The sequence below is a fragment of the Staphylococcus taiwanensis genome, from assembly GCA_020544305.1.
In the GTDB taxonomy this organism is placed as follows: domain Bacteria; phylum Bacillota; class Bacilli; order Staphylococcales; family Staphylococcaceae; genus Staphylococcus; species Staphylococcus taiwanensis.
Genome location: CP058667.1, coordinates 2200839 through 2218199, shown reverse-complemented (window position 1 = coordinate 2218199; position 17361 = coordinate 2200839). Strand labels below are relative to the sequence as shown.

Sequence of the window (17361 nt, the reverse complement as noted above, 5' to 3'; positions counted from 1 at the left end):
AGGGAGACAATATAATGATTGAAGCGTATCAATTGTTTTGGAAGAACTATTTAAATGTAAAAGATCGGACACGTCGCCGACATTATTGGTTTGCTTTATTATGCAATATTATCGTGTTAATCATTATTAGTTTAATATGCGATTTGTTTATTAAATTATTTAGTAGCACAGAACTGTTTTTCAATGTACTTTATACGGTTATTGATTTAATTGTATTAATCGGGGTATTTACGATGTCTGTGCGTCGTTTTCACGATACTGGTCGCACTATGACAATACCACTTATTCTATTGATATTTATGTTAATTCAAGAAGTCGCGAATATTATTGATCATAATGAAACTGTATCAATTGATCATTTCTTCAGTGGTGTCATGGCAATCATCGCAGCTATTATTTTAATTATATTTTCTGTTGCTTTATTGGCATTATTGATTATCGCTGTTATATATTGCGCCACTGATAGTGAAAAAGGCACAAATCAATATGGGCCTAATCCGAAAGGCGAATAATTATTGAATTAGGACATAGAATATTTCTAAATTTAGAAATATTTAATGTCCTTTTTTATTAGCTTTTTGAAAATGATTCACAAATAGTCGATGATATAAAATTTAAATTTTAAAATATGAAAAATATAAATTAATTAGAATAATAATTTGGTATGATAAATACATACATATCATCAGAAAGGAAGGAATAACGTAACAATGCTAAATAGAAAGGTATGGTTTGTACTTATCGCATTAATGCTAGTATTAGCAGCGTGTGGACAAAGTGGGCAAAATAATCAAGGGGATAAACATAACGACTCGAATAAAACAACGAAACAGTCAGCATCTAAAAACAGCCCCTCATATAAACGAATTGTGTCATTAATACCAAGTAATACGGAAATCCTCTATAGATTAGGATTAGGAAAAGACATTGTAGGTGTTTCGACAGTGGATGATTATCCTAAAAATGTTAAAAAAGGGAAAAAGCAATTCGATGCAATGAATTTAAATAAAGAATCTTTATTAAAGGCGAAACCGGACTTAATATTGGCTCATGAATCACAAAAAGGATCTGCCAAGAAAGTGCTAGACAGTTTGGAAAAAAGTGGCGTAAAGGTTGTGTTTGTGAAAGACGCACAATCGCTTAACCAAACATATGACACATTTAAACAAATTGGGAAAGTAACTGGACGCGAAAAAGAAGCAGCTGACTTGGTTGATGAAACGAAGAAAAATGTTGATAAGGTCATTAAATCTGTACCAAGACACCATAAATCACAATCAGTATTTATGGAAGTATCATCTAAACCAGAAATTTATACAGCAGGTAAAGATACATTCTTCAATGATATGTTAAATAAATTGGATGCTAAAAATAGCTTTTCAAATATAGAAGGTTGGAAAGCAGTTGATAAAGAAAGTATTATCAAGAAAAATCCTGATATATTAATTTCAACTGAAGGTATATCTAAAGCAGACTACTATAAGATTCTAAAAAAACGAGATGGTTTCAAGCAAATCAATGCAATAAAAAATGAACGTGTTGAAACTGTCAACGGCGATGAAATTTCACGACCAGGTCCTCGCATTGACGAAGGATTAAAAGAATTGCGAGATGCGATTTATAAACGCTAAAGTGTAAAATACTAGTTTTTTACACAATGAACATAAGATATAAATAATAGTTTGAGGCTACTTAGCAAAGTCGCAGTAGCTGACTGAATTGAGAAGACGCTTATATTAAGTTCTTCTCAACTCTAGTCATCCTTGCAGGGGTGGAACAATGAATTCAAATTGAAATTCTGTTCCACTCCGATTTGTTATATCATCAGTTATAATAAGAGAAATGATAAAAAGATAGTTGAAGAGTTGATAAAATGACTGGAAAAATATATATATCATTTTTAATATGGATTATAAGTTTATGCTGCGTTATTGCATTAAGCTTATTATGGGATTTAGGCAGTTTATCTGACACGTTTAATCAAACCATCCTATATAAAGTAAGGTTACCGAGAACGATTGAGGCGCTTTTAACAGGTGCCATTCTAACGTTAACAGGATATATGTTCCAAACAGTTTTAAATAATCCATTAGCTGATAGTTTTACATTAGGATTAGCGAGTGGTGCGACGTTTGGTTCGGGATTTGCTATATTCTTAGGATTATCATTTATGTGGGTTCCTTTATTTTCAATCGTATTTAGCATTTCTACGTTAATCATCGTATTAGTGATCGCAGCAATTGTATCAAAAGGTTATCCAGTTAAAATGCTCGTTGTAACTGGTCTGATGATTGGGGCATTATTTAATGCGTTACTATATATTTTAGTATTAATCAAACCAAATAAAATGAATCAAATTGCTAATTACTTTTTCGGTGGTTTTGCAGCAGCTGAAACAAGAGAAGTCATTTATATCGGACTTATCGCTATACCAGCGATGATCTTACTATTTTGTATGATTTCAGCTATTAAGCTTTTACAGTTAGGTGAATTAAAAAGTCAGTCATTAGGACTCAATGTCCAACGTGTCACGTTTATTGTATTGACATTAGCATCCATTATGACTGCTGTGGCAGTCGCGTATATTGGTGTTATAGGATTTATTGGAATGATTGTGCCACAACTAGTCCGACGTTACTATTGGCGGTATACGCTCGGGTTGCAAATGATGTTAAATATATTAATCGGTGCAACGGTTATGATACTGGCTGATTGGATAGGTAGCATCGTAATTAATCCGGTTCAAATACCTGCTAGTATTATATTAGCTTTGATAGGTATTCCAGCACTGTTTTATATTTTACTAAAGCAATCAAATGCTAATAGACAATAATTTACGCCATTTGATTATTTGATTTATCTTGAAAATGTTACGAGAAATAGTGATATTTGCTAAAATAAGAATAATTATAGAACGATGAGGGAAATAACAATGGACTTAAGTCATATAAAAGCAGTGGTATTTGATTTAGAGGGTACATTATTAGATCGAACTAAGTCTAGAGATAAATTTATTGAAGAACAATATGAACGATTTCATGATTATTTCGTCCATGTTCAGTTAGCTGATTTCAAGCGTAAATTTATAGAATTAGATGATGACGAAGATAATGATAAACCTGATTTATACAAAGCGATAATTAAGCAATTTCATATAGATCGATTAACTTGGAAAGATCTATTCAATGATTTTGAAATGCACTTTTACCGTTACGTCTTTCCATACTACGATACGCTTTATACTCTGGAAAAGTTATCTCAAAGCAATTACATATTAGGGGTTATTGCTAACGGTAAATCAAAAATAAAACAATTTCGTTTACATTCCTTAGGTATTGGGCATGTGATTAACTATCTTTCTACTTCTGAAACGGTAGGATACCGTAAACCACATCCTAAAATATTTGAAGATATGATTGATCAAATTGGCGCAAAACCTGAAGAAATCATGTATGTCGGCGATGATGCTTTAAATGATGTTGCACCGGCACGTGCTATGGGTATGGTAAGCGTATGGTTTAAACATGATGATGCTGAAATTGAACCTTTAGAAGAAGAGGTTGATTTTATTATTACAACCAGTGAAGAATTATTATCTATCTTGCCAATAACGATGACACAGGAAGGAGATTCATAAGATGGATTTATTTACTCAAGCAAATGGTTTATCGATACATTATGATACGATGGGAGAAGGTTACCCAGTTGTTTTGGTGCATACGGCGTATGAAAATGCCTCAATTTTTCAAAATGTATCCAAAGAATTAGCAAAGACCTTTCAAGTCGTCTTAATAGATTTAAGAGGGCATGGTTACTCGGATAAACCAAGACATATTAAATTTAATGAATTTGCGAATGATATTATTCTATTACTAGATTATTTATATATAGACGAAGCAGCATTTATTGGTCATGAATTAGGAGCAACAATTATTGCAAATTTAGCAGAACGCTATCCTAAATATGTTTCTTCATTAATCATGGTAGACCCAACTTCAATAGAAGGAGAATTACCAGAAGAACGTTTGTTTAGAAAATACTCTCATAAAATTCGAAACTGGAATGATGAGAAACAAGACAAGTTCTTAGAAAAACATCGATTTTATAAACCAAGAAAAGTGAATAAGTTCTTAAAGCATGTTGAAGATACGAATGCTATTTCTACAAAAGAAGAAACGCAAGCTGTTGAAGATGTCTTTAAACAAGAAGGCATTGCAAAAGCATTTGAACATGTGACTAAGCCAACGTTCATTATTGCGGGAGAACATGGGGAACGTATTGCTACAATTGAGTCTAAAGAAGTTGCTGATTTGATTAGTGAGGCACAATTTGATGTGTACGCTCAATCAAGCTTATATCCTTTTGAAGAAGAGAAAAACAAATTTATTGAGGATGTTACACCGTTTATCAAAAAATATATGCCTAAACATTAGTTATTTTGTATGTTAGAACGAATTACAAAAAGATTTGTTACATAAAATGATAAATTCTGTAATATTTTCGTAATAATACTGTTATTTTAGTAATATATAGGGTATACTATGAATAAGCACAAGACGAGAAACAAGATAAAGGAGAGAGTGCTTATGAAAAAATTAGTAGCGGCATTTTTAGTTTCAGGACTAGTAATGACAGGAGTAGGCGTAAACCACGCTGAAGCAGCTAGCGGTAATACAATTCAAACAGTACAACAATTGACTCAAGGTCAAAAATCATTAGAGAATATTACAATTGGTGAATCAATCAAAAATGTATCAAATAAATATGGCACAGCTATTTATTCTAAAAATCCAAGTAATAATGAAAACTATTACGAATATCGTACTAGTAAAGGGCTTTTAGTCGTAACTGCAAATGGTAAAAAAAATCAAGGTTACGTAACTAGAGTTTCTATGACTTATAATGAAGCAAATGGACCAACTTATAAACAAGTGAAACAAAATCTAGGTCAAGGTGCTATTGCACGTGCTGAATATAATAAAGTGAGCGGTAACTTCGGCTATATTCAAAAAGGAAATACAAGCTATCAATTCGGTTCAAATTCACCACAAGATAAAAACTTAAAATTATATCGCATTGATCTTGCTAAATAGTTTAATATAGCGCATTCTTTATAATGTATTCTAGTATAATAATAGGAGTAAGATAGTGAATTCTGATTTAGAATTCTATCTTACTCCTGTTTTATTTTTTCAAAAAAGAAATTAAGTCTAATGTATGATAAAATGCTTAATTGAACGTATACATGAATATAATTGCTAAATTAGCTCAAAGGAGTAACTCATGAGAACGAACGATAAAGTGTTACTTGAAAACATAAATGATTACTTTAGCCATAAAGGCATGGCGCCAAATCTTATTGACGATATTAAAGAAAATTTACGCACAGATTTAAAAAAATCAGAATATAGAGATCAAGATTATCTTGAATACCGAGGAAAGTCACCAGCGCAAATTATTTTGACGATACAACGTAATTTGTTTGGATTACAATTGAATCCAGTTATATTTTTTATTATGAATTTTGTCTTGATTTCGTATTTGTACGATAAGCAGTATGTGCCATTTCAAGCCGCCACTGCTATATCAATCTTTTATTGTATTATTGTTTTTCCGCTAACGATTTTTATCAATATTCGTATTGAGCGGAAAAAATACTTGTACAGTAATCGCTTTGAACTTATTTTAGGATACATTGTAGCTATTATTGCTTTAATTTTAATTGTTATGAGAGCATTTAATTTTAATTGGGGAATTATTCCAATTACAATGTATAGTCATCAATTTGTCTTTTTTATAGGTATATTATTAAGCTTATTTGGTATTTTCTTTAAAAGGTTAGAATATACCGCAATTGGTTTACTATTTTGTCAAAAGACAATAGATGCCATTATAACAAATCCTGAAATCGCTCAAATCTTTTCACTAGTTATTTGGATTTTAATTGTAGCGTTAATTATTTTCTATACTATTAAATTATCATCTAGAACTAAATCGTAATATGTCATTAGATAACACCATCTTCATTGAAGGAGATGGTGTTATTTTTTTTATATAAAATAATTATAAAATATATTTATAATTAAAGTTAAGAACATTCATAGCATATCTTTTATTGAAATGGGTATAGTAAAGACTAAGGGAGGTGCCAATGTGAAGAAGATTGAAACATTAGACCATACCAAGATAGCGTATCAAGATAACGGAAATGGCATTCCAATTATCTTAATTCATGGCTTAGATGGTAATTCCGCTGCCTTTGATTTATTAAATAGGCAACTACAACAACAATATAGAGTTATTGCATACGATACAAGAGGACATGGGAAATCGACTCGTCCCAATTCGTATGGTTTAGCCGATCACATTAAAGATTTATACATTTTAATAGATAAATTAAATTTAGGGCAAGCGCATATTTTAGGCCATGATATGGGAGGCATTATTGCTAAATCGTTTGCCGAAAAATATGAAGATAAAGTGCTATCTTTAACAATCATTTCTTCAAAAGCTGAGGATATTGTTCATGGTTTTACAAAATTAATGATTGAGCACCAAGATGAGATAGCAGGTTTTAATAAATCCGAAGCGTTACTACTACTATTCCCTTACATTTATAAAGAACGTGAAGAAGCAATGAAATGGTTTCAACGACAACGTTTGTATAGTAAACAAAATTCGGAAGATAGTGCGATAGCTAGTAGAGCACTTCTAGATACTTTTAATGCTAATCGAGAATTTACGAATTATGTTAAAGTTCCTACACTTATTATTAATGGGCGTTATGATCCAATTATTGATAATAAAGAGTACTACAAATTAGAAGAACGTTTTGAAAATGTGGAAAAAGTCTTATTTGAAGATTCAGGTCACGCCCCATATGTAGAAGAAGCTGACAAATTTTTAGATATATATTTAAATTTCTTAGAAAATGTAGAACGTATTACTCAACATAAAATATAATACTTTTTAATAAATAAACTATACTAACTTTGAACGTTATTTGTGAGTATAGTTTATTTTTTTATGCAAGTGTGTCTAATTAAAAAAAGGCAAAAAAATAAGCCCTAAAGTGATTTCAAATTGATTTGAAACAACTTTAAGACAATGCAATCCTATCGAAGATATTAAACTAGAAAAGCCACAAAGAAATTATAAATCTGTTTCTTTATTAGCTTCTTCAATACGCGTATTTACTCTACTTAATAATTCATCGATTTTTTTACGTTGCGTTCCATTTACAAGAATCAATACTGTTCTTTCATCATGTTCGTTACGTTTTTTATCGAAATAGTCTTCTTGAGATAAATTTTTAACTGCTTTTACTACTTGTGGTTGTTTGTAGTTTAAGTGGTTAATAATATCTTTTAAATAATATTCGTCCTCTTTACTTTGACTAATATATGTTAATACTGCGAATTCTTCAAAACTAATTGAAAATTCTTTTTTAATAATACTTTTTAATTTATCTGCGTACGTAATCATAGCTAATAATTCGAAACAATCGTTAATTTTTGAAATAGCCATTTTGAAACCTCCCCAATCAATCTTCTATTTATATTTTGTTTTGCCCGTTAATTTATATATAACGTGTTTAATAGTTAAATTTACTTTAATAATTTAGATTAAAAGAATTTTATTAAATTAATTTAATGCTATATTATTTAGTTTATTATAACTAAATGAATTTAAGAAGTAAACAAAAAAGCACTTAATAAAACAATATTTTGATTATTTAATTCTTTGTTTGAAATTCAAAGCAAATTTTTAAAACTAATTATTTTAGAACAATTAGTGTTTGACTCTATTTAATAAAAAAACATCTCAATATTTCCTTACAAAAAAATCACTTATCGCTGTGTAAAAGTGATGATGATGGATGTAGGATCACTTTATCCCCAATATTTAAACCACTGGATACCATAATATACCCATTTTGATGACTTTTTGTATAGTTTATTTTTCTTTTAATAATTTTGTTATTTTGTGTAACTAAAACATAATATTTTTCATAAATTACATTATCTGGCAATTTAAATTCAGATGTACCTACATCGATATCAAAATGTCGTCCAATTTGATAATGATCTTGTGTGGAAATATCGACGTGATAGATTGATTCCCCTTTTTCTACTGAAAAGGGTACAGAAGAAATAGATAGAATCTTTGCAGTGAACAATTTCGAATGATTGAATGTAACATTGACGTCTTGATTCACTTTAATATGCGCTAGTTGCGATTCAGTTATATTAGCACGAATAATATATTTGTTGCTATTAATTTGCATTATTTTTGTATTTCTTTTTGATGGGAACGGTTCTAATAAGGAAATTTTGCCTTGAATCGGTGAGGTTATTTGTGTATGAAGATGGTTTTGTAGGTTTGAAATTTGATTTACTAAATTCAATTGTTGGATAGTATTTTGTTTAGGGGAATGATTAAGTAGTGTTGATAATGCTTTCTTTTTAGATACAATATTCTTTTCAATAGAAGGATTATAATATTCAAGTAGTGGTGTTTGTGGTGTGATTGTTTCATCATTTTTAACGAAAATCTTAGAAACATTGCCGAGATTTGGATTGAAATATACTGTAAAACTTTGTTGAGGCTGTTGAACACCTATAAATGAGAGAGAATACAGAGGTTTAGCTTTAATTGTCTCAAGTTTAGAAATATCAGGATTGGAAGGAATCTTTAGATAAATGTAGTAGCTAAAAGAGATTACAAGAAGAGTTAGTACACTTATTAAAAGTGTTAAAGGAGTAAAAAATTTTTTCAAACGAGGCACCTCTATTCATTTTTTATACATTCATTATACATTAAAAGCAGATGGAAGTGTGGTACAAAATGAAAAGTAGACGTATATATTTATAATGTTTAGTGATAAAACAAGCACGCAAACACGTTAGACTGTAAAACTAACTTGTTTGCGTGCATATCGGACGAACATTTTATTCGCGGTTATGGTTATTTATATGATTGCCTTTTCAAAAAATGAATTTACTTACAATTTAAAATAGGCGCAGTAATATGATGCCTATTGCAATGGCTATTAATCCACATGATTTACGCAGTGTGATTGGGTTTTTCTGCACGCCTAAACCAAAATGGTCAATAATAACACCCATGAGCATTTGTCCTAGCATTGCTATGATCGTTGTTAATGCAGCACCTAAAAAGGGCATAAGAATAATATTAGATGTTACAAAGACTACGCCTAAAATACCACCGATAAAATGTACGGGTTTAATCTTACCAATATTTGGTTGTTCAGATTTTATTTTCAAACTTCTATTAAATATTAATGTCAAAATGAATAATGCGATTGTACCAACAGTGAAAGAAACTAAAGATGCAAATAGTGAAGAATGCATTTGTTGTGACAGACCGCTATTAATCGTTGTTTGTAAAGGTGGCGCAAAACCGAATACAAATCCTATTAAAAGCCATAAATAAAATAATGAGTTTGCTTTCTCTTCCAGTTTATTCTTAGGTATATAATTCATTAATAATATTCCAAAGAACAGGATGATAATACCAATTGCTTTAAGTAATGTGAAATGATGCTGACTTGCACCTAATAAACCAAAAGTATCAATGACGACACCCATGATAATTTGACCAGCAACGGTCATAACTACAGTTAATGCAGCACCTAAACGAGGTAGTAATAATAAGTTTCCTGTTAAGAAACAAACGCCTAGTAATCCACCTACCCACCAATGATAATCTACAGAATGACCACTATAAAAGTCACCTGTAAACATTTTAGTATTGAAGATAACATTTAAAAGGAGTAAAAATAGTGTTCCTACAAAAAATGAAATCGTTGATGCATAAAATGAAGATTCAGTATATCTACCTAAGCGAGAATTGATGGAAGTTTGAATTGGAACCATCATACCTGCAACAATGCCAAGTATAAATAAAAATATCACTCGTTAATTTCCCCCTTAGTTTTCATATGTAAAAGACATAACAATTATACGCATTATATCTGTGATTTTCAAAGTTACTTTATCGCCTAACCCAAAATGAATTCTAGTTGAAATAAGAAAAAAGGACTGGAACAGAATTCTCGTCGAATTCATCGTTCCAGCCCTGTAAGGAAGACTAGTACTGAGAAAAGCTTGATAAATAAGGCATCTCAGATTAGTCAGTTACTTCGAATCTATACTAAGTAGCCTGAAAATTTTATTTTTGTCTCAAACTCAGTATAGATTGGTAACAATTCATTATTTTGCTTCGAAAATTGTTGTACTTGTTACATCAATCATTTTAGCTGATGCAGCTTTAATTGGTGTGCCAGAAGTGGGTTTAAAAATATTTAAATTAATAATATTTTCCATAGCAGCTTTGGCAGTTGCTTCTGAAACTGGCGCCTCGATTTGTGGGAATTGCAATTTAGCAGTTTTGTTTAAATTTGTTTTAAATGTAAGTTCTAATGATTTTGTCATGTTATACACCTCCTTGTCAGTTTGTTAGTAGATTAGGCTAAAGTATGCGTTTGGACGACTTCAATTTTGTCAAACTGTTCTCCAGTTAAGTGAGAAACGGTATCGACAAAAGATCTGATATCAGCTTCTGTAGCTTTTAAGTTCAAATTAGCAAAACGACGTTTCGTTTCTTTAGCTTTACCATTTGCGTCATGAGTGATATGAGTACAAACAACAGTTAATTGAGTTACTTCGTTCATGAGTGCGTCACCTCCTTTCACTTTATATATCGAAATAAATTGAAAGAAGGGACACTTCAAAGTAAAAAAAATGAGCAAAAACATTTAATGTTACTCAAATATATATTATCATTAAATAAGAAACTTTTATGAGGTGGATAGATGAATCAAGTTGAACCAATTAGAAATAAAGAAGATGTTAAAAAGATGTATAACGTATTAAAAGAAAAGTCTGAGAGAGATTATCTTTTCTTTAAATTAGCAATACATACAGGTATACGTTTGATGGATTTAATCAATTTAAAAGTTAGAGACGTGAAAATGAATGATAGAGAGGATATTAAAGCTTCTTGGATACAGCCATGTGCACCTTCTATAAAGATTATGTTACCTGCTGATTTGAGAATGGAATTAAATCAATTTATTGAAGATTATAAACTCATGAATGATCAATTGCTTTTCCAATCTTTAAGAACGCATAGTGCTTTATCAAGACAACAAGCATATCGAATTATTCATCATGCAGCTGAAGAATTAGGTTTAAATCATATCGGTTTAACGACCTTACGTAAGACATTTGCATATCATGCCTATAAATCGGGTATTTCTATTGCAATCATACAAAAATATTTGGGGCATCAGACTACACATGAAACGGTTAAGTTTATTGGTTTGTCTCAAAAGGAAGAACACCATACTATTATCGCTTTGAATTTATAACTCAATATTAATTATAAAGGAGGCTTTTGATGAGCTTAGTTTATCTGCTAGGTGGACTCATAGTTATTATGGGTATTGTCTTAATAACATTATTTATCAAACCATTAAGACGATATTCAGGATATATTGCTTTACTAGCACCTATCCTAGCTTCAGGGTATTTTCTATTCCAGATTCCCAATATTATGCAACAACATTTTATAGCGTTCAAAATTCCATGGATGCCTGCGATCGATGTTAATCTTGATTTAAGATTAGACGGTCTAGGTTTAATGTTTGGATTAATTATCTCCATTATTGGGATAGCGGTTTTTTTCTATGCTACACAATACTTATCGCCTAACAGCGATAACTTACCTCGTTTCTTCCTATATTTACTACTATTTATGTTTAGTATGTTAGGAATTGTAGTTTCTAATAATACGATTCTGATGTATGTGTTCTGGGAATTAACAAGTGTATCTTCATTCTTATTAATTTCTTATTGGTATAGTAATGCGGATAGTCAATTAGGGGCAATTCAATCTTTTATCATAACGGTATTAGGCGGTCTAGCCCTGTTAACCGGATTTATTATGTTACATATCATTACTGGTACAAATACGATTTCAGAATTACTTTCACAAGGCCATCATATAAGTGAACATTCTCTATTTATACCAATGATGATCATGTTGCTCATTGGTGCATTTACTAAATCTGCACAATTTCCTTTCCATATATGGTTACCTAAGGCAATGGCAGCACCGACACCAGTTAGTGCTTATCTACATTCAGCAACGATGGTTAAAGCAGGTATCTTCTTGCTATTTAGATTCACACCTGTCTTAGGTTTAAGCGATAGTTATATTTATATTGTTACATTTATCGGATTAATTACAATGATTTTTGGTTCTATTACTGCTCTGCGACAGTATGATCTAAAAGGTATTTTAGCTTATTCAACAATCAGCCAATTAGGTATGATAATGTCAATGGTCGGCTTAGGCGGAGGTATAGCACAGCATCCAACTGGAGCAATGGCAGAAACATATACTTTAATTTTGTTTGCTGGCTTATTCCACTTAATGAATCACGCTTTATTCAAATGTGCTTTATTTATGGGCGTAGGTATCATTGATCATGAAGCAGGTACGCGTGATATTCGTCGATTAAGTGGCATGCGTAAATTCTTCCCTAAAATGAATGTGGTTATGACACTTGCAGCACTCTCTATGGCGGGGGTACCGTTGTTAAATGGTTTCTTAAGTAAAGAAATGTTCTTCGATTCGTTAGTCAGTGCAATGCAATTAGAACAATTTGGTCTAGTTTTAACCATTATTGTCGTAGCGATTGGTGTCATCGCAAGCGTATTTACATTTGTATATGCAGTTTACATGCTTAAAGAAACGTTTTGGGGTGCTTTTGATGATAAACAAGTGCCGAAAAAACATATTCATGAACCATGGCTTTTCAGTTTACCAGCAGTAGTTTTAATGGTGATGTTACCAATTATTTTCGTTATACCTAACTTTTTCACAGAGCATATCGTATTACCTGCGTTGAGAAATGTGACGCATTTAGGTACTAAAGTAGATGCAATTGCACCACATGTATCACAATGGCATGGTATTAATTTACCACTTATTTTCAGTATCATTGTGATTGTAGTTGGCCTCATTTTAGCGATAAAAGTAGATTGGAAAGCATTGACGCACAAAGTTATCAAGTATGCGTCTATTACAAATTCTTATCGAAAAGCTTACCGTACATTTGAACGTTACTCAGGTCAAAGTATTCGTAGCTTAATGAATAACCGTTTAAATCACTACAATATTATTACTTTGCTCATCTTCTCAATACTTGTTGCTTATGGCATATTCCAAGTTGGTTTGCCAAAGTTGCATGAAATTAAAGTATCTGAGTTTGGACCATTGGAAGTTATTCTCGCAATTATCATTAGTATTGTGGGTGTAGCCTTAGTATTTATTCGTCAACGTTTAACAATGGTTATTTTAAACGGCATTGTTGGATATAGTGTAGCGTTGTTCTTCTTATTAATGAGAGCACCTGATTTGGCGTTGACACAATTAGTAGTAGAAACGATTACGACAATTCTATTTATAGTCAGTTTCTCTCGCTTACCTAACATTGCACGTACGAAACCTAATTTGAAAAAGGAAAGCGTTAAAATTATCGTGTCATTTATTATGGCAGGTGCAGTGGTTACGCTCATATTCATTGCACAACAAGGCGATGGTTTCGCTTCAATTTCTACTTATTATATGAATGCCTATAAATTAACAGGTGGTAAAAATATCGTTAATGCAATCTTAGGAGATTTCAGAGCATTAGATACAATGTTTGAAGGTATTGTGTTAATTATTGCTGGTTTAGGTATTTATACATTATTAAATTACAAAGATCGGAGGGGCCAAGATGAAAGAAAATGATGTCGTCTTAAGGACGGTTACTAAAATAGTGGTATTTATATTATTAACATTTGGATTCTACGTCTTCTTCGCTGGACATAATAATCCAGGAGGAGGATTTATTGGCGGCCTTATTTTTAGTTCAGCTTTCATACTCATGTTCTTGGCATTTGATGTTCATGAAGTATTAGAAAGTTTACCCATCGATTTTAAAAAATTAATGATTGTTGGTGCTATGATTTCAGCACTAACCGCTATTGTTCCTATATTCTTTGGCAAATCTTTCTTATATCAAAGTGAAGCACACCTTCATTTACCTTTAATGGGTGAGCTACATGTCACAACGGTTACGCTTTTTGAACTAGGTGTTCTATTAACGGTTGTTGGCGTCATTGTGACAGTAATGCTGTCCTTAAGTGGTGGTAAATCATGAATTTGATTTTACTCCTTGTGATAGGCTTCTTAGTATTTATAGGAACGTACATGGTACTATCACTCAATTTAATTCGAATTATTATAGGGATTTCAATTTATACGCATGCAGGAAACTTAATTATTATGAGCATGGGTCATTATAGTAACAAAATGACTGAACCATTAATCCATGGCTCGAATACAAATTATGTCGATCCGCTGCTTCAAGCAATTGTATTAACAGCAATTGTAATTGGTTTCGCGATGACAGCATTTTTACTCGTGCTTGTGTATAGAACATATCGCGTAACGAAAGAAGCAAATATCGATGTATTAAGAGGAGAGGAGGATGACAATGAACAGTAATATATTGATTCTTCCAATCCTTTTACCATTATTTTGCGCACTGATACTTGTATTTACTAAAGATAAGAACAAGCTATCGAAAGTTTTATATATTGGCACAATGTCGATCAACACAATTATTTCACTGTGTTTACTCATTTATGTATTAGGCCATAAACCGATTACATTAGACTTCGGTGGGTGGAAAGCACCTTATGGTATTCAATTTCTAGGTGACTCACTTAGCCTGCTTATGGTCACTGTCGCTTCATTTGTAGTGACTTTAATTATGTCTTATGGATTTGGTCGTGGAGAAAATCGTGTTAATCGTTATTATTTACCAACGTTTATTCTATTCTTAACGACAGGTGTGCTTGGCTCATTCTTAACTTCTGATTTGTTTAATTTATACGTTATGTTTGAAATTATGTTACTAGCATCATTCGTATTAGTGACTTTAGGACAATCAGTTGAACAGTTAAGAGCTGCCATCATTTATGTAGTATTAAATATTATAGGGTCATGGTTATTCCTGTTAGGTATTGGACTGTTATATAAAACAGTCGGTACGTTAAACTTCTCTCAGGTTGCTTTACGTTTAGATCAAATTCACGATAATAAAGCAATTATCATCATTTCTATTGTATTTATTGTCGCCTTTGGTTCAAAAGCTGCATTAGTACTCTTTATGTGGTTGCCTAAGGCATATGCAGTCTTAAATACAGAACTTGCAGCACTGTTTGCGGCATTGATGACGAAAGTGGGCGCTTATGCACTGATTCGATTCTTTACTTTACTCTTTGATCAACATACCGGTGTGACGCATCCACTATTAGTATTTATGTCTTGTATTACGATGATTGTTGGTGCATTTGGTGTGATTGCTTATCGAGACATTAAAAAAGTGGCATCCTATCAAGTTATTTTATCGATTGGATTTGTTATTTTAGGCTTAGGTTCTAATACATTTGCTGGCGTACATGGCGCTATCTTTTATTTAGCGAATGACATTATTGTGAAGACAATGCTCTTTTTCATTATTGGTAGTTTAGTCTATATGTCAGGCTATCGTGAATATAAATATTTATCTGGTTTGGCTAAGAAGGAACCGTTCTTTGGGGTAGCCTTTATCATAATGATATTTGCTATAGGTGGTGTACCACCGTTTAGTGGTTTCCCAGGAAAAGTACTTATCTTCCAAGGTGCGATTGAAAACGGAAATTACATTGGCTTAGCTTTAATGATTATTACAAGCCTTCTTGCAATGTACAGTTTATTTAGAATCCTATTCATTATGTATTTTGGCGATAATGATGGTGAGCAAGTAGACTTTAATCCATTGCCAAAACATCGTAAGTCTATATTGGGTATTTTAATTGCAGTTGTACTTGCAATGGGTATTGCTGCACCAGTAGTTATGCACGCTACTGAAAATGCAACAAAACTCAATATGAATGATAACTATTTCCATAGTTTAGTAAATCCACATTTAAAGGAGGAGAATAGATGAGACAAATTGTATTAAATATCTTAATTGCGTTTCTTTGGGTTCTTTTCCAAGATGAAGACGCATTTATGTTCTCCACCTTTGTGTCTGGTTTTATCATCGGGCTCATAGTGATTTATATTCTACATCGTTTTTTTGGACAGGAATTTTATCCGAAAAAAATATGGGTAGCTATAAAGTTTCTGTTTGTTTATCTATATCAGTTAATTACTTCCAGTATTAGTATTATTAATTATATTTTATTTAAAACAAAAGATATGAATCCAGGCCTTTTAACGTATGAAACTAATTTGAAAAACGATTGGGCGATTACTTTTTTGACCATTTTAATTATTATAACGCCAGGGTCAACTGTAATAAGAATTTCGAAAGCGACGAATAAATTTTTCATTCATAGTATAGACGTTTCAGATAAAGAGAAAGAAAGCTTACTTAAGAGTATTAAGCAATATGAGAATTTAATTATGGAGGTGACACAATGATTGAAACATTCACAAATTTCTTTATTACAAGCGCATTAGTATTATTCGGCATCGCGTTCTTAATCGGCTTATTTCGTTTGATCAAAGGGCCAACGACCGCTGATAGAGTTGTCGCATTCGATGCTTCCAGTGCAGTGCTCATGTGTATTGTAGGTGTAGTAAGTGTGATTTATAATACTGTGTCATTTCTCGATTCAATTATGTTGATTGCTATTATTTCATTTGTAAGCTCGGTGTCTATTTCTAGATTTATTGGAGGAGGTCGCGTATTCAATGGAACAAATAAAAGAAATCGTTGATTTAATCGCAACTATCCTCATATTTCTAGGAAGTATTATTGCAGTAATTAGTGCTATTGGCATTGTGAAATTTCAAGATGTATTTTTACGAAGTCATGCATCTACAAAGAGCTCCACATTATCAGTATTACATACATTAGTAGGTGTATTAATTTATTTTACGAATGAACAAAGTTTCTTTAGCGTAAGATTATTGTTATCTATCGTATTTATTAATTTAACTTCGCCAGTGGGCATGCATTTAGTTGCTAGAGCAGCTTATCGTACTGGCGCATACATGTATCGAAAAGATGATGTGCCACGACAATCTTCTATATTATTAAGTTCCAAAGAATATAATTCGAAAGAGGAGCTTGAAAGTAGAGCGAAAATGCGGGAAGAACGTCGAGAAAAAATATATTATGATGTTCAGAAACAAAGACAAAAGGAAAGAGAAAAACAACAAGAAGAAAATATAGCGAATTTATCGAAAGCTAGAAAAGAAACAAAAGATTGATAAAATTAATGA

At 31.7% G+C, this 17361-nt stretch carries 21 protein-coding genes; 16 read left to right on the top strand and 5 right to left on the bottom strand.

The window, feature by feature from the left end; genetic code table 11:
• Nucleotides 1-14: 14 nt before the first annotated feature.
• The 8 genes from HYI43_10635 (at nucleotide 15) to HYI43_10600 (ending at nucleotide 6963) form a co-directional block, all read left to right on the top strand.
• Nucleotides 15-512, top strand: coding sequence for a DUF805 domain-containing protein (locus HYI43_10635; GenBank protein ID UDI78992.1), 498 nt, complete (start codon nucleotides 15-17; stop codon nucleotides 510-512).
• 198 nt (nucleotides 513-710) lie between these two features.
• Nucleotides 711-1631, top strand: coding sequence for an ABC transporter substrate-binding protein (locus HYI43_10630; protein UDI78991.1), 921 nt, complete (start codon nucleotides 711-713; stop codon nucleotides 1629-1631).
• A gap of 242 nt (nucleotides 1632-1873) precedes the next feature.
• Nucleotides 1874-2833, top strand: coding sequence for an iron ABC transporter permease (locus tag HYI43_10625; protein UDI78990.1), 960 nt, complete (start codon nucleotides 1874-1876; stop codon nucleotides 2831-2833).
• A gap of 99 nt (nucleotides 2834-2932) precedes the next feature.
• Nucleotides 2933-3637 (top strand): HAD family hydrolase, encoded by a 705-nt coding sequence (locus HYI43_10620; protein ID UDI78989.1) that lies wholly within the window; start codon nucleotides 2933-2935, stop codon nucleotides 3635-3637.
• 1 nt (nucleotide 3638) lies between these two features.
• Nucleotides 3639-4433, top strand: coding sequence for an alpha/beta hydrolase (locus tag HYI43_10615; GenBank protein UDI78988.1), 795 nt, complete (start codon nucleotides 3639-3641; stop codon nucleotides 4431-4433).
• Nucleotides 4434-4586: 153 nt separating this feature from the next.
• The gene (locus tag HYI43_10610) at nucleotides 4587-5093 is read left to right on the top strand and encodes a hypothetical protein (GenBank protein ID UDI78987.1); all 507 of its coding nucleotides are present in this window, start codon (nucleotides 4587-4589) and stop codon (nucleotides 5091-5093) included.
• A gap of 190 nt (nucleotides 5094-5283) precedes the next feature.
• Nucleotides 5284-6000 carry a hypothetical protein gene (locus HYI43_10605; protein UDI78986.1) on the top strand — a complete coding sequence of 239 codons (717 nt, stop codon included), beginning with the start codon at nucleotides 5284-5286 and terminating at the stop codon, nucleotides 5998-6000.
• A 153-nt stretch (nucleotides 6001-6153) separates the two neighbouring features.
• Nucleotides 6154-6963, top strand: coding sequence for an alpha/beta hydrolase (locus HYI43_10600; protein UDI78985.1), 810 nt, complete (start codon nucleotides 6154-6156; stop codon nucleotides 6961-6963).
• 189 nt (nucleotides 6964-7152) lie between these two features.
• Here the strand turns inward: HYI43_10600 and HYI43_10595 are convergent, their stop codons facing one another.
• From HYI43_10595 to HYI43_10575, 5 genes are all read right to left on the bottom strand, one after another.
• Nucleotides 7153-7527 (bottom strand): transcriptional regulator, encoded by a 375-nt coding sequence (locus HYI43_10595; GenBank protein ID UDI78984.1) that lies wholly within the window; start codon nucleotides 7525-7527, stop codon nucleotides 7153-7155.
• Nucleotides 7528-7846: 319 nt separating this feature from the next.
• Entirely contained in the window at nucleotides 7847-8779 is a 933-nt protein-coding gene (locus HYI43_10590; protein ID UDI78983.1) for an efflux RND transporter periplasmic adaptor subunit, read from the bottom strand.
• A gap of 232 nt (nucleotides 8780-9011) precedes the next feature.
• The gene (locus tag HYI43_10585) at nucleotides 9012-9938 is read right to left on the bottom strand and encodes a DMT family transporter (protein ID UDI78982.1); all 927 of its coding nucleotides are present in this window, start codon (nucleotides 9936-9938) and stop codon (nucleotides 9012-9014) included.
• Nucleotides 9939-10235: 297 nt separating this feature from the next.
• Nucleotides 10236-10457: a DUF2922 domain-containing protein gene (locus HYI43_10580; protein UDI78981.1), complete on the bottom strand. Its 222-nt coding sequence runs from the start codon at nucleotides 10455-10457 to the stop codon at nucleotides 10236-10238.
• Nucleotides 10458-10489: 32 nt separating this feature from the next.
• The gene (locus HYI43_10575) at nucleotides 10490-10696 is read right to left on the bottom strand and encodes a hypothetical protein (protein ID UDI78980.1); all 207 of its coding nucleotides are present in this window, start codon (nucleotides 10694-10696) and stop codon (nucleotides 10490-10492) included.
• A 141-nt stretch (nucleotides 10697-10837) separates the two neighbouring features.
• Here HYI43_10575 and HYI43_10570 point away from each other — a divergent pair, with 141 nt between their 5' ends.
• From HYI43_10570 to HYI43_10535, 8 genes are read left to right on the top strand one after another with little or no spacing between them, the layout of a single operon-like run.
• The gene (locus HYI43_10570) at nucleotides 10838-11395 is read left to right on the top strand and encodes a tyrosine-type recombinase/integrase (GenBank protein UDI78979.1); all 558 of its coding nucleotides are present in this window, start codon (nucleotides 10838-10840) and stop codon (nucleotides 11393-11395) included.
• Between the two features lie 29 nt (nucleotides 11396-11424).
• On the top strand, nucleotides 11425-13827 hold the full coding sequence (locus tag HYI43_10565; protein UDI78978.1) for a DUF4040 family protein: 2403 nt from the start codon (nucleotides 11425-11427) through the stop codon (nucleotides 13825-13827).
• Complete coding sequence (mnhB2, locus tag HYI43_10560) at nucleotides 13814-14239, top strand: Na+/H+ antiporter Mnh2 subunit B (protein ID UDI78977.1); 426 nt, start codon at nucleotides 13814-13816, stop codon at nucleotides 14237-14239. Before HYI43_10565 ends, mnhB2 begins: the two co-directional genes overlap by 14 nt.
• On the top strand, nucleotides 14236-14586 hold the full coding sequence (gene mnhC2, locus HYI43_10555; GenBank protein UDI78976.1) for a Na+/H+ antiporter Mnh2 subunit C: 351 nt from the start codon (nucleotides 14236-14238) through the stop codon (nucleotides 14584-14586). The genes mnhB2 and mnhC2 overlap by 4 nt, the downstream gene beginning before the upstream one ends.
• Nucleotides 14576-16075, top strand: a complete 1500-nt coding sequence (gene mnhD2 / locus HYI43_10550; protein UDI78975.1) for a Na+/H+ antiporter Mnh2 subunit D — start codon at nucleotides 14576-14578, stop codon at nucleotides 16073-16075. The genes mnhC2 and mnhD2 overlap by 11 nt, the downstream gene beginning before the upstream one ends.
• Entirely contained in the window at nucleotides 16072-16554 is a 483-nt protein-coding gene (gene mnhE2, locus HYI43_10545; GenBank protein UDI78974.1) for a Na+/H+ antiporter Mnh2 subunit E, read from the top strand. Before mnhD2 ends, mnhE2 begins: the two co-directional genes overlap by 4 nt.
• Nucleotides 16551-16853 carry a Na+/H+ antiporter Mnh2 subunit F gene (gene mnhF2, locus HYI43_10540; protein UDI78973.1) on the top strand — a complete coding sequence of 101 codons (303 nt, stop codon included), beginning with the start codon at nucleotides 16551-16553 and terminating at the stop codon, nucleotides 16851-16853. The genes mnhE2 and mnhF2 overlap by 4 nt, the downstream gene beginning before the upstream one ends.
• Complete coding sequence (locus HYI43_10535; GenBank protein ID UDI78972.1) at nucleotides 16828-17349, top strand: Na+/H+ antiporter subunit G; 522 nt, start codon at nucleotides 16828-16830, stop codon at nucleotides 17347-17349. Before mnhF2 ends, HYI43_10535 begins: the two co-directional genes overlap by 26 nt.
• Nucleotides 17350-17361 lie beyond the last annotated feature (12 nt).

Bases quoted from the DNA above. Each gene is read 5' to 3' on its own strand.
- HYI43_10635 (UDI78992.1), top strand. From the start codon at position 15: ATGATTGAAGCGTATCAATTGTTTTGGAAGAACTATTTAAATGTAAAA.
- HYI43_10630 (UDI78991.1), top strand. From the start codon at position 711: ATGCTAAATAGAAAGGTATGGTTTGTACTTATCGCATTAATGCTAGTA.
- HYI43_10625 (UDI78990.1), top strand. From the start codon at position 1,874: ATGACTGGAAAAATATATATATCATTTTTAATATGGATTATAAGTTTA.
- HYI43_10620 (UDI78989.1), top strand. From the start codon at position 2,933: ATGGACTTAAGTCATATAAAAGCAGTGGTATTTGATTTAGAGGGTACA.
- HYI43_10615 (UDI78988.1), top strand. From the start codon at position 3,639: ATGGATTTATTTACTCAAGCAAATGGTTTATCGATACATTATGATACG.
- HYI43_10610 (UDI78987.1), top strand. From the start codon at position 4,587: ATGAAAAAATTAGTAGCGGCATTTTTAGTTTCAGGACTAGTAATGACA.
- HYI43_10605 (UDI78986.1), top strand. From the start codon at position 5,284: ATGAGAACGAACGATAAAGTGTTACTTGAAAACATAAATGATTACTTT.
- HYI43_10595 (UDI78984.1), bottom strand. From the start codon at position 7,527: ATGGCTATTTCAAAAATTAACGATTGTTTCGAATTATTAGCTATGATT.
- HYI43_10580 (UDI78981.1), bottom strand. From the start codon at position 10,457: ATGACAAAATCATTAGAACTTACATTTAAAACAAATTTAAACAAAACT.
- HYI43_10575 (UDI78980.1), bottom strand. From the start codon at position 10,696: ATGAACGAAGTAACTCAATTAACTGTTGTTTGTACTCATATCACTCAT.
- HYI43_10570 (UDI78979.1), top strand. From the start codon at position 10,838: ATGAATCAAGTTGAACCAATTAGAAATAAAGAAGATGTTAAAAAGATG.
- HYI43_10565 (UDI78978.1), top strand. From the start codon at position 11,425: ATGAGCTTAGTTTATCTGCTAGGTGGACTCATAGTTATTATGGGTATT.
- mnhB2 (UDI78977.1), top strand. From the start codon at position 13,814: ATGAAAGAAAATGATGTCGTCTTAAGGACGGTTACTAAAATAGTGGTA.
- mnhC2 (UDI78976.1), top strand. From the start codon at position 14,236: ATGAATTTGATTTTACTCCTTGTGATAGGCTTCTTAGTATTTATAGGA.
- mnhD2 (UDI78975.1), top strand. From the start codon at position 14,576: ATGAACAGTAATATATTGATTCTTCCAATCCTTTTACCATTATTTTGC.
- mnhE2 (UDI78974.1), top strand. From the start codon at position 16,072: ATGAGACAAATTGTATTAAATATCTTAATTGCGTTTCTTTGGGTTCTT.
- mnhF2 (UDI78973.1), top strand. From the start codon at position 16,551: ATGATTGAAACATTCACAAATTTCTTTATTACAAGCGCATTAGTATTA.
- HYI43_10535 (UDI78972.1), top strand. From the start codon at position 16,828: ATGGAACAAATAAAAGAAATCGTTGATTTAATCGCAACTATCCTCATA.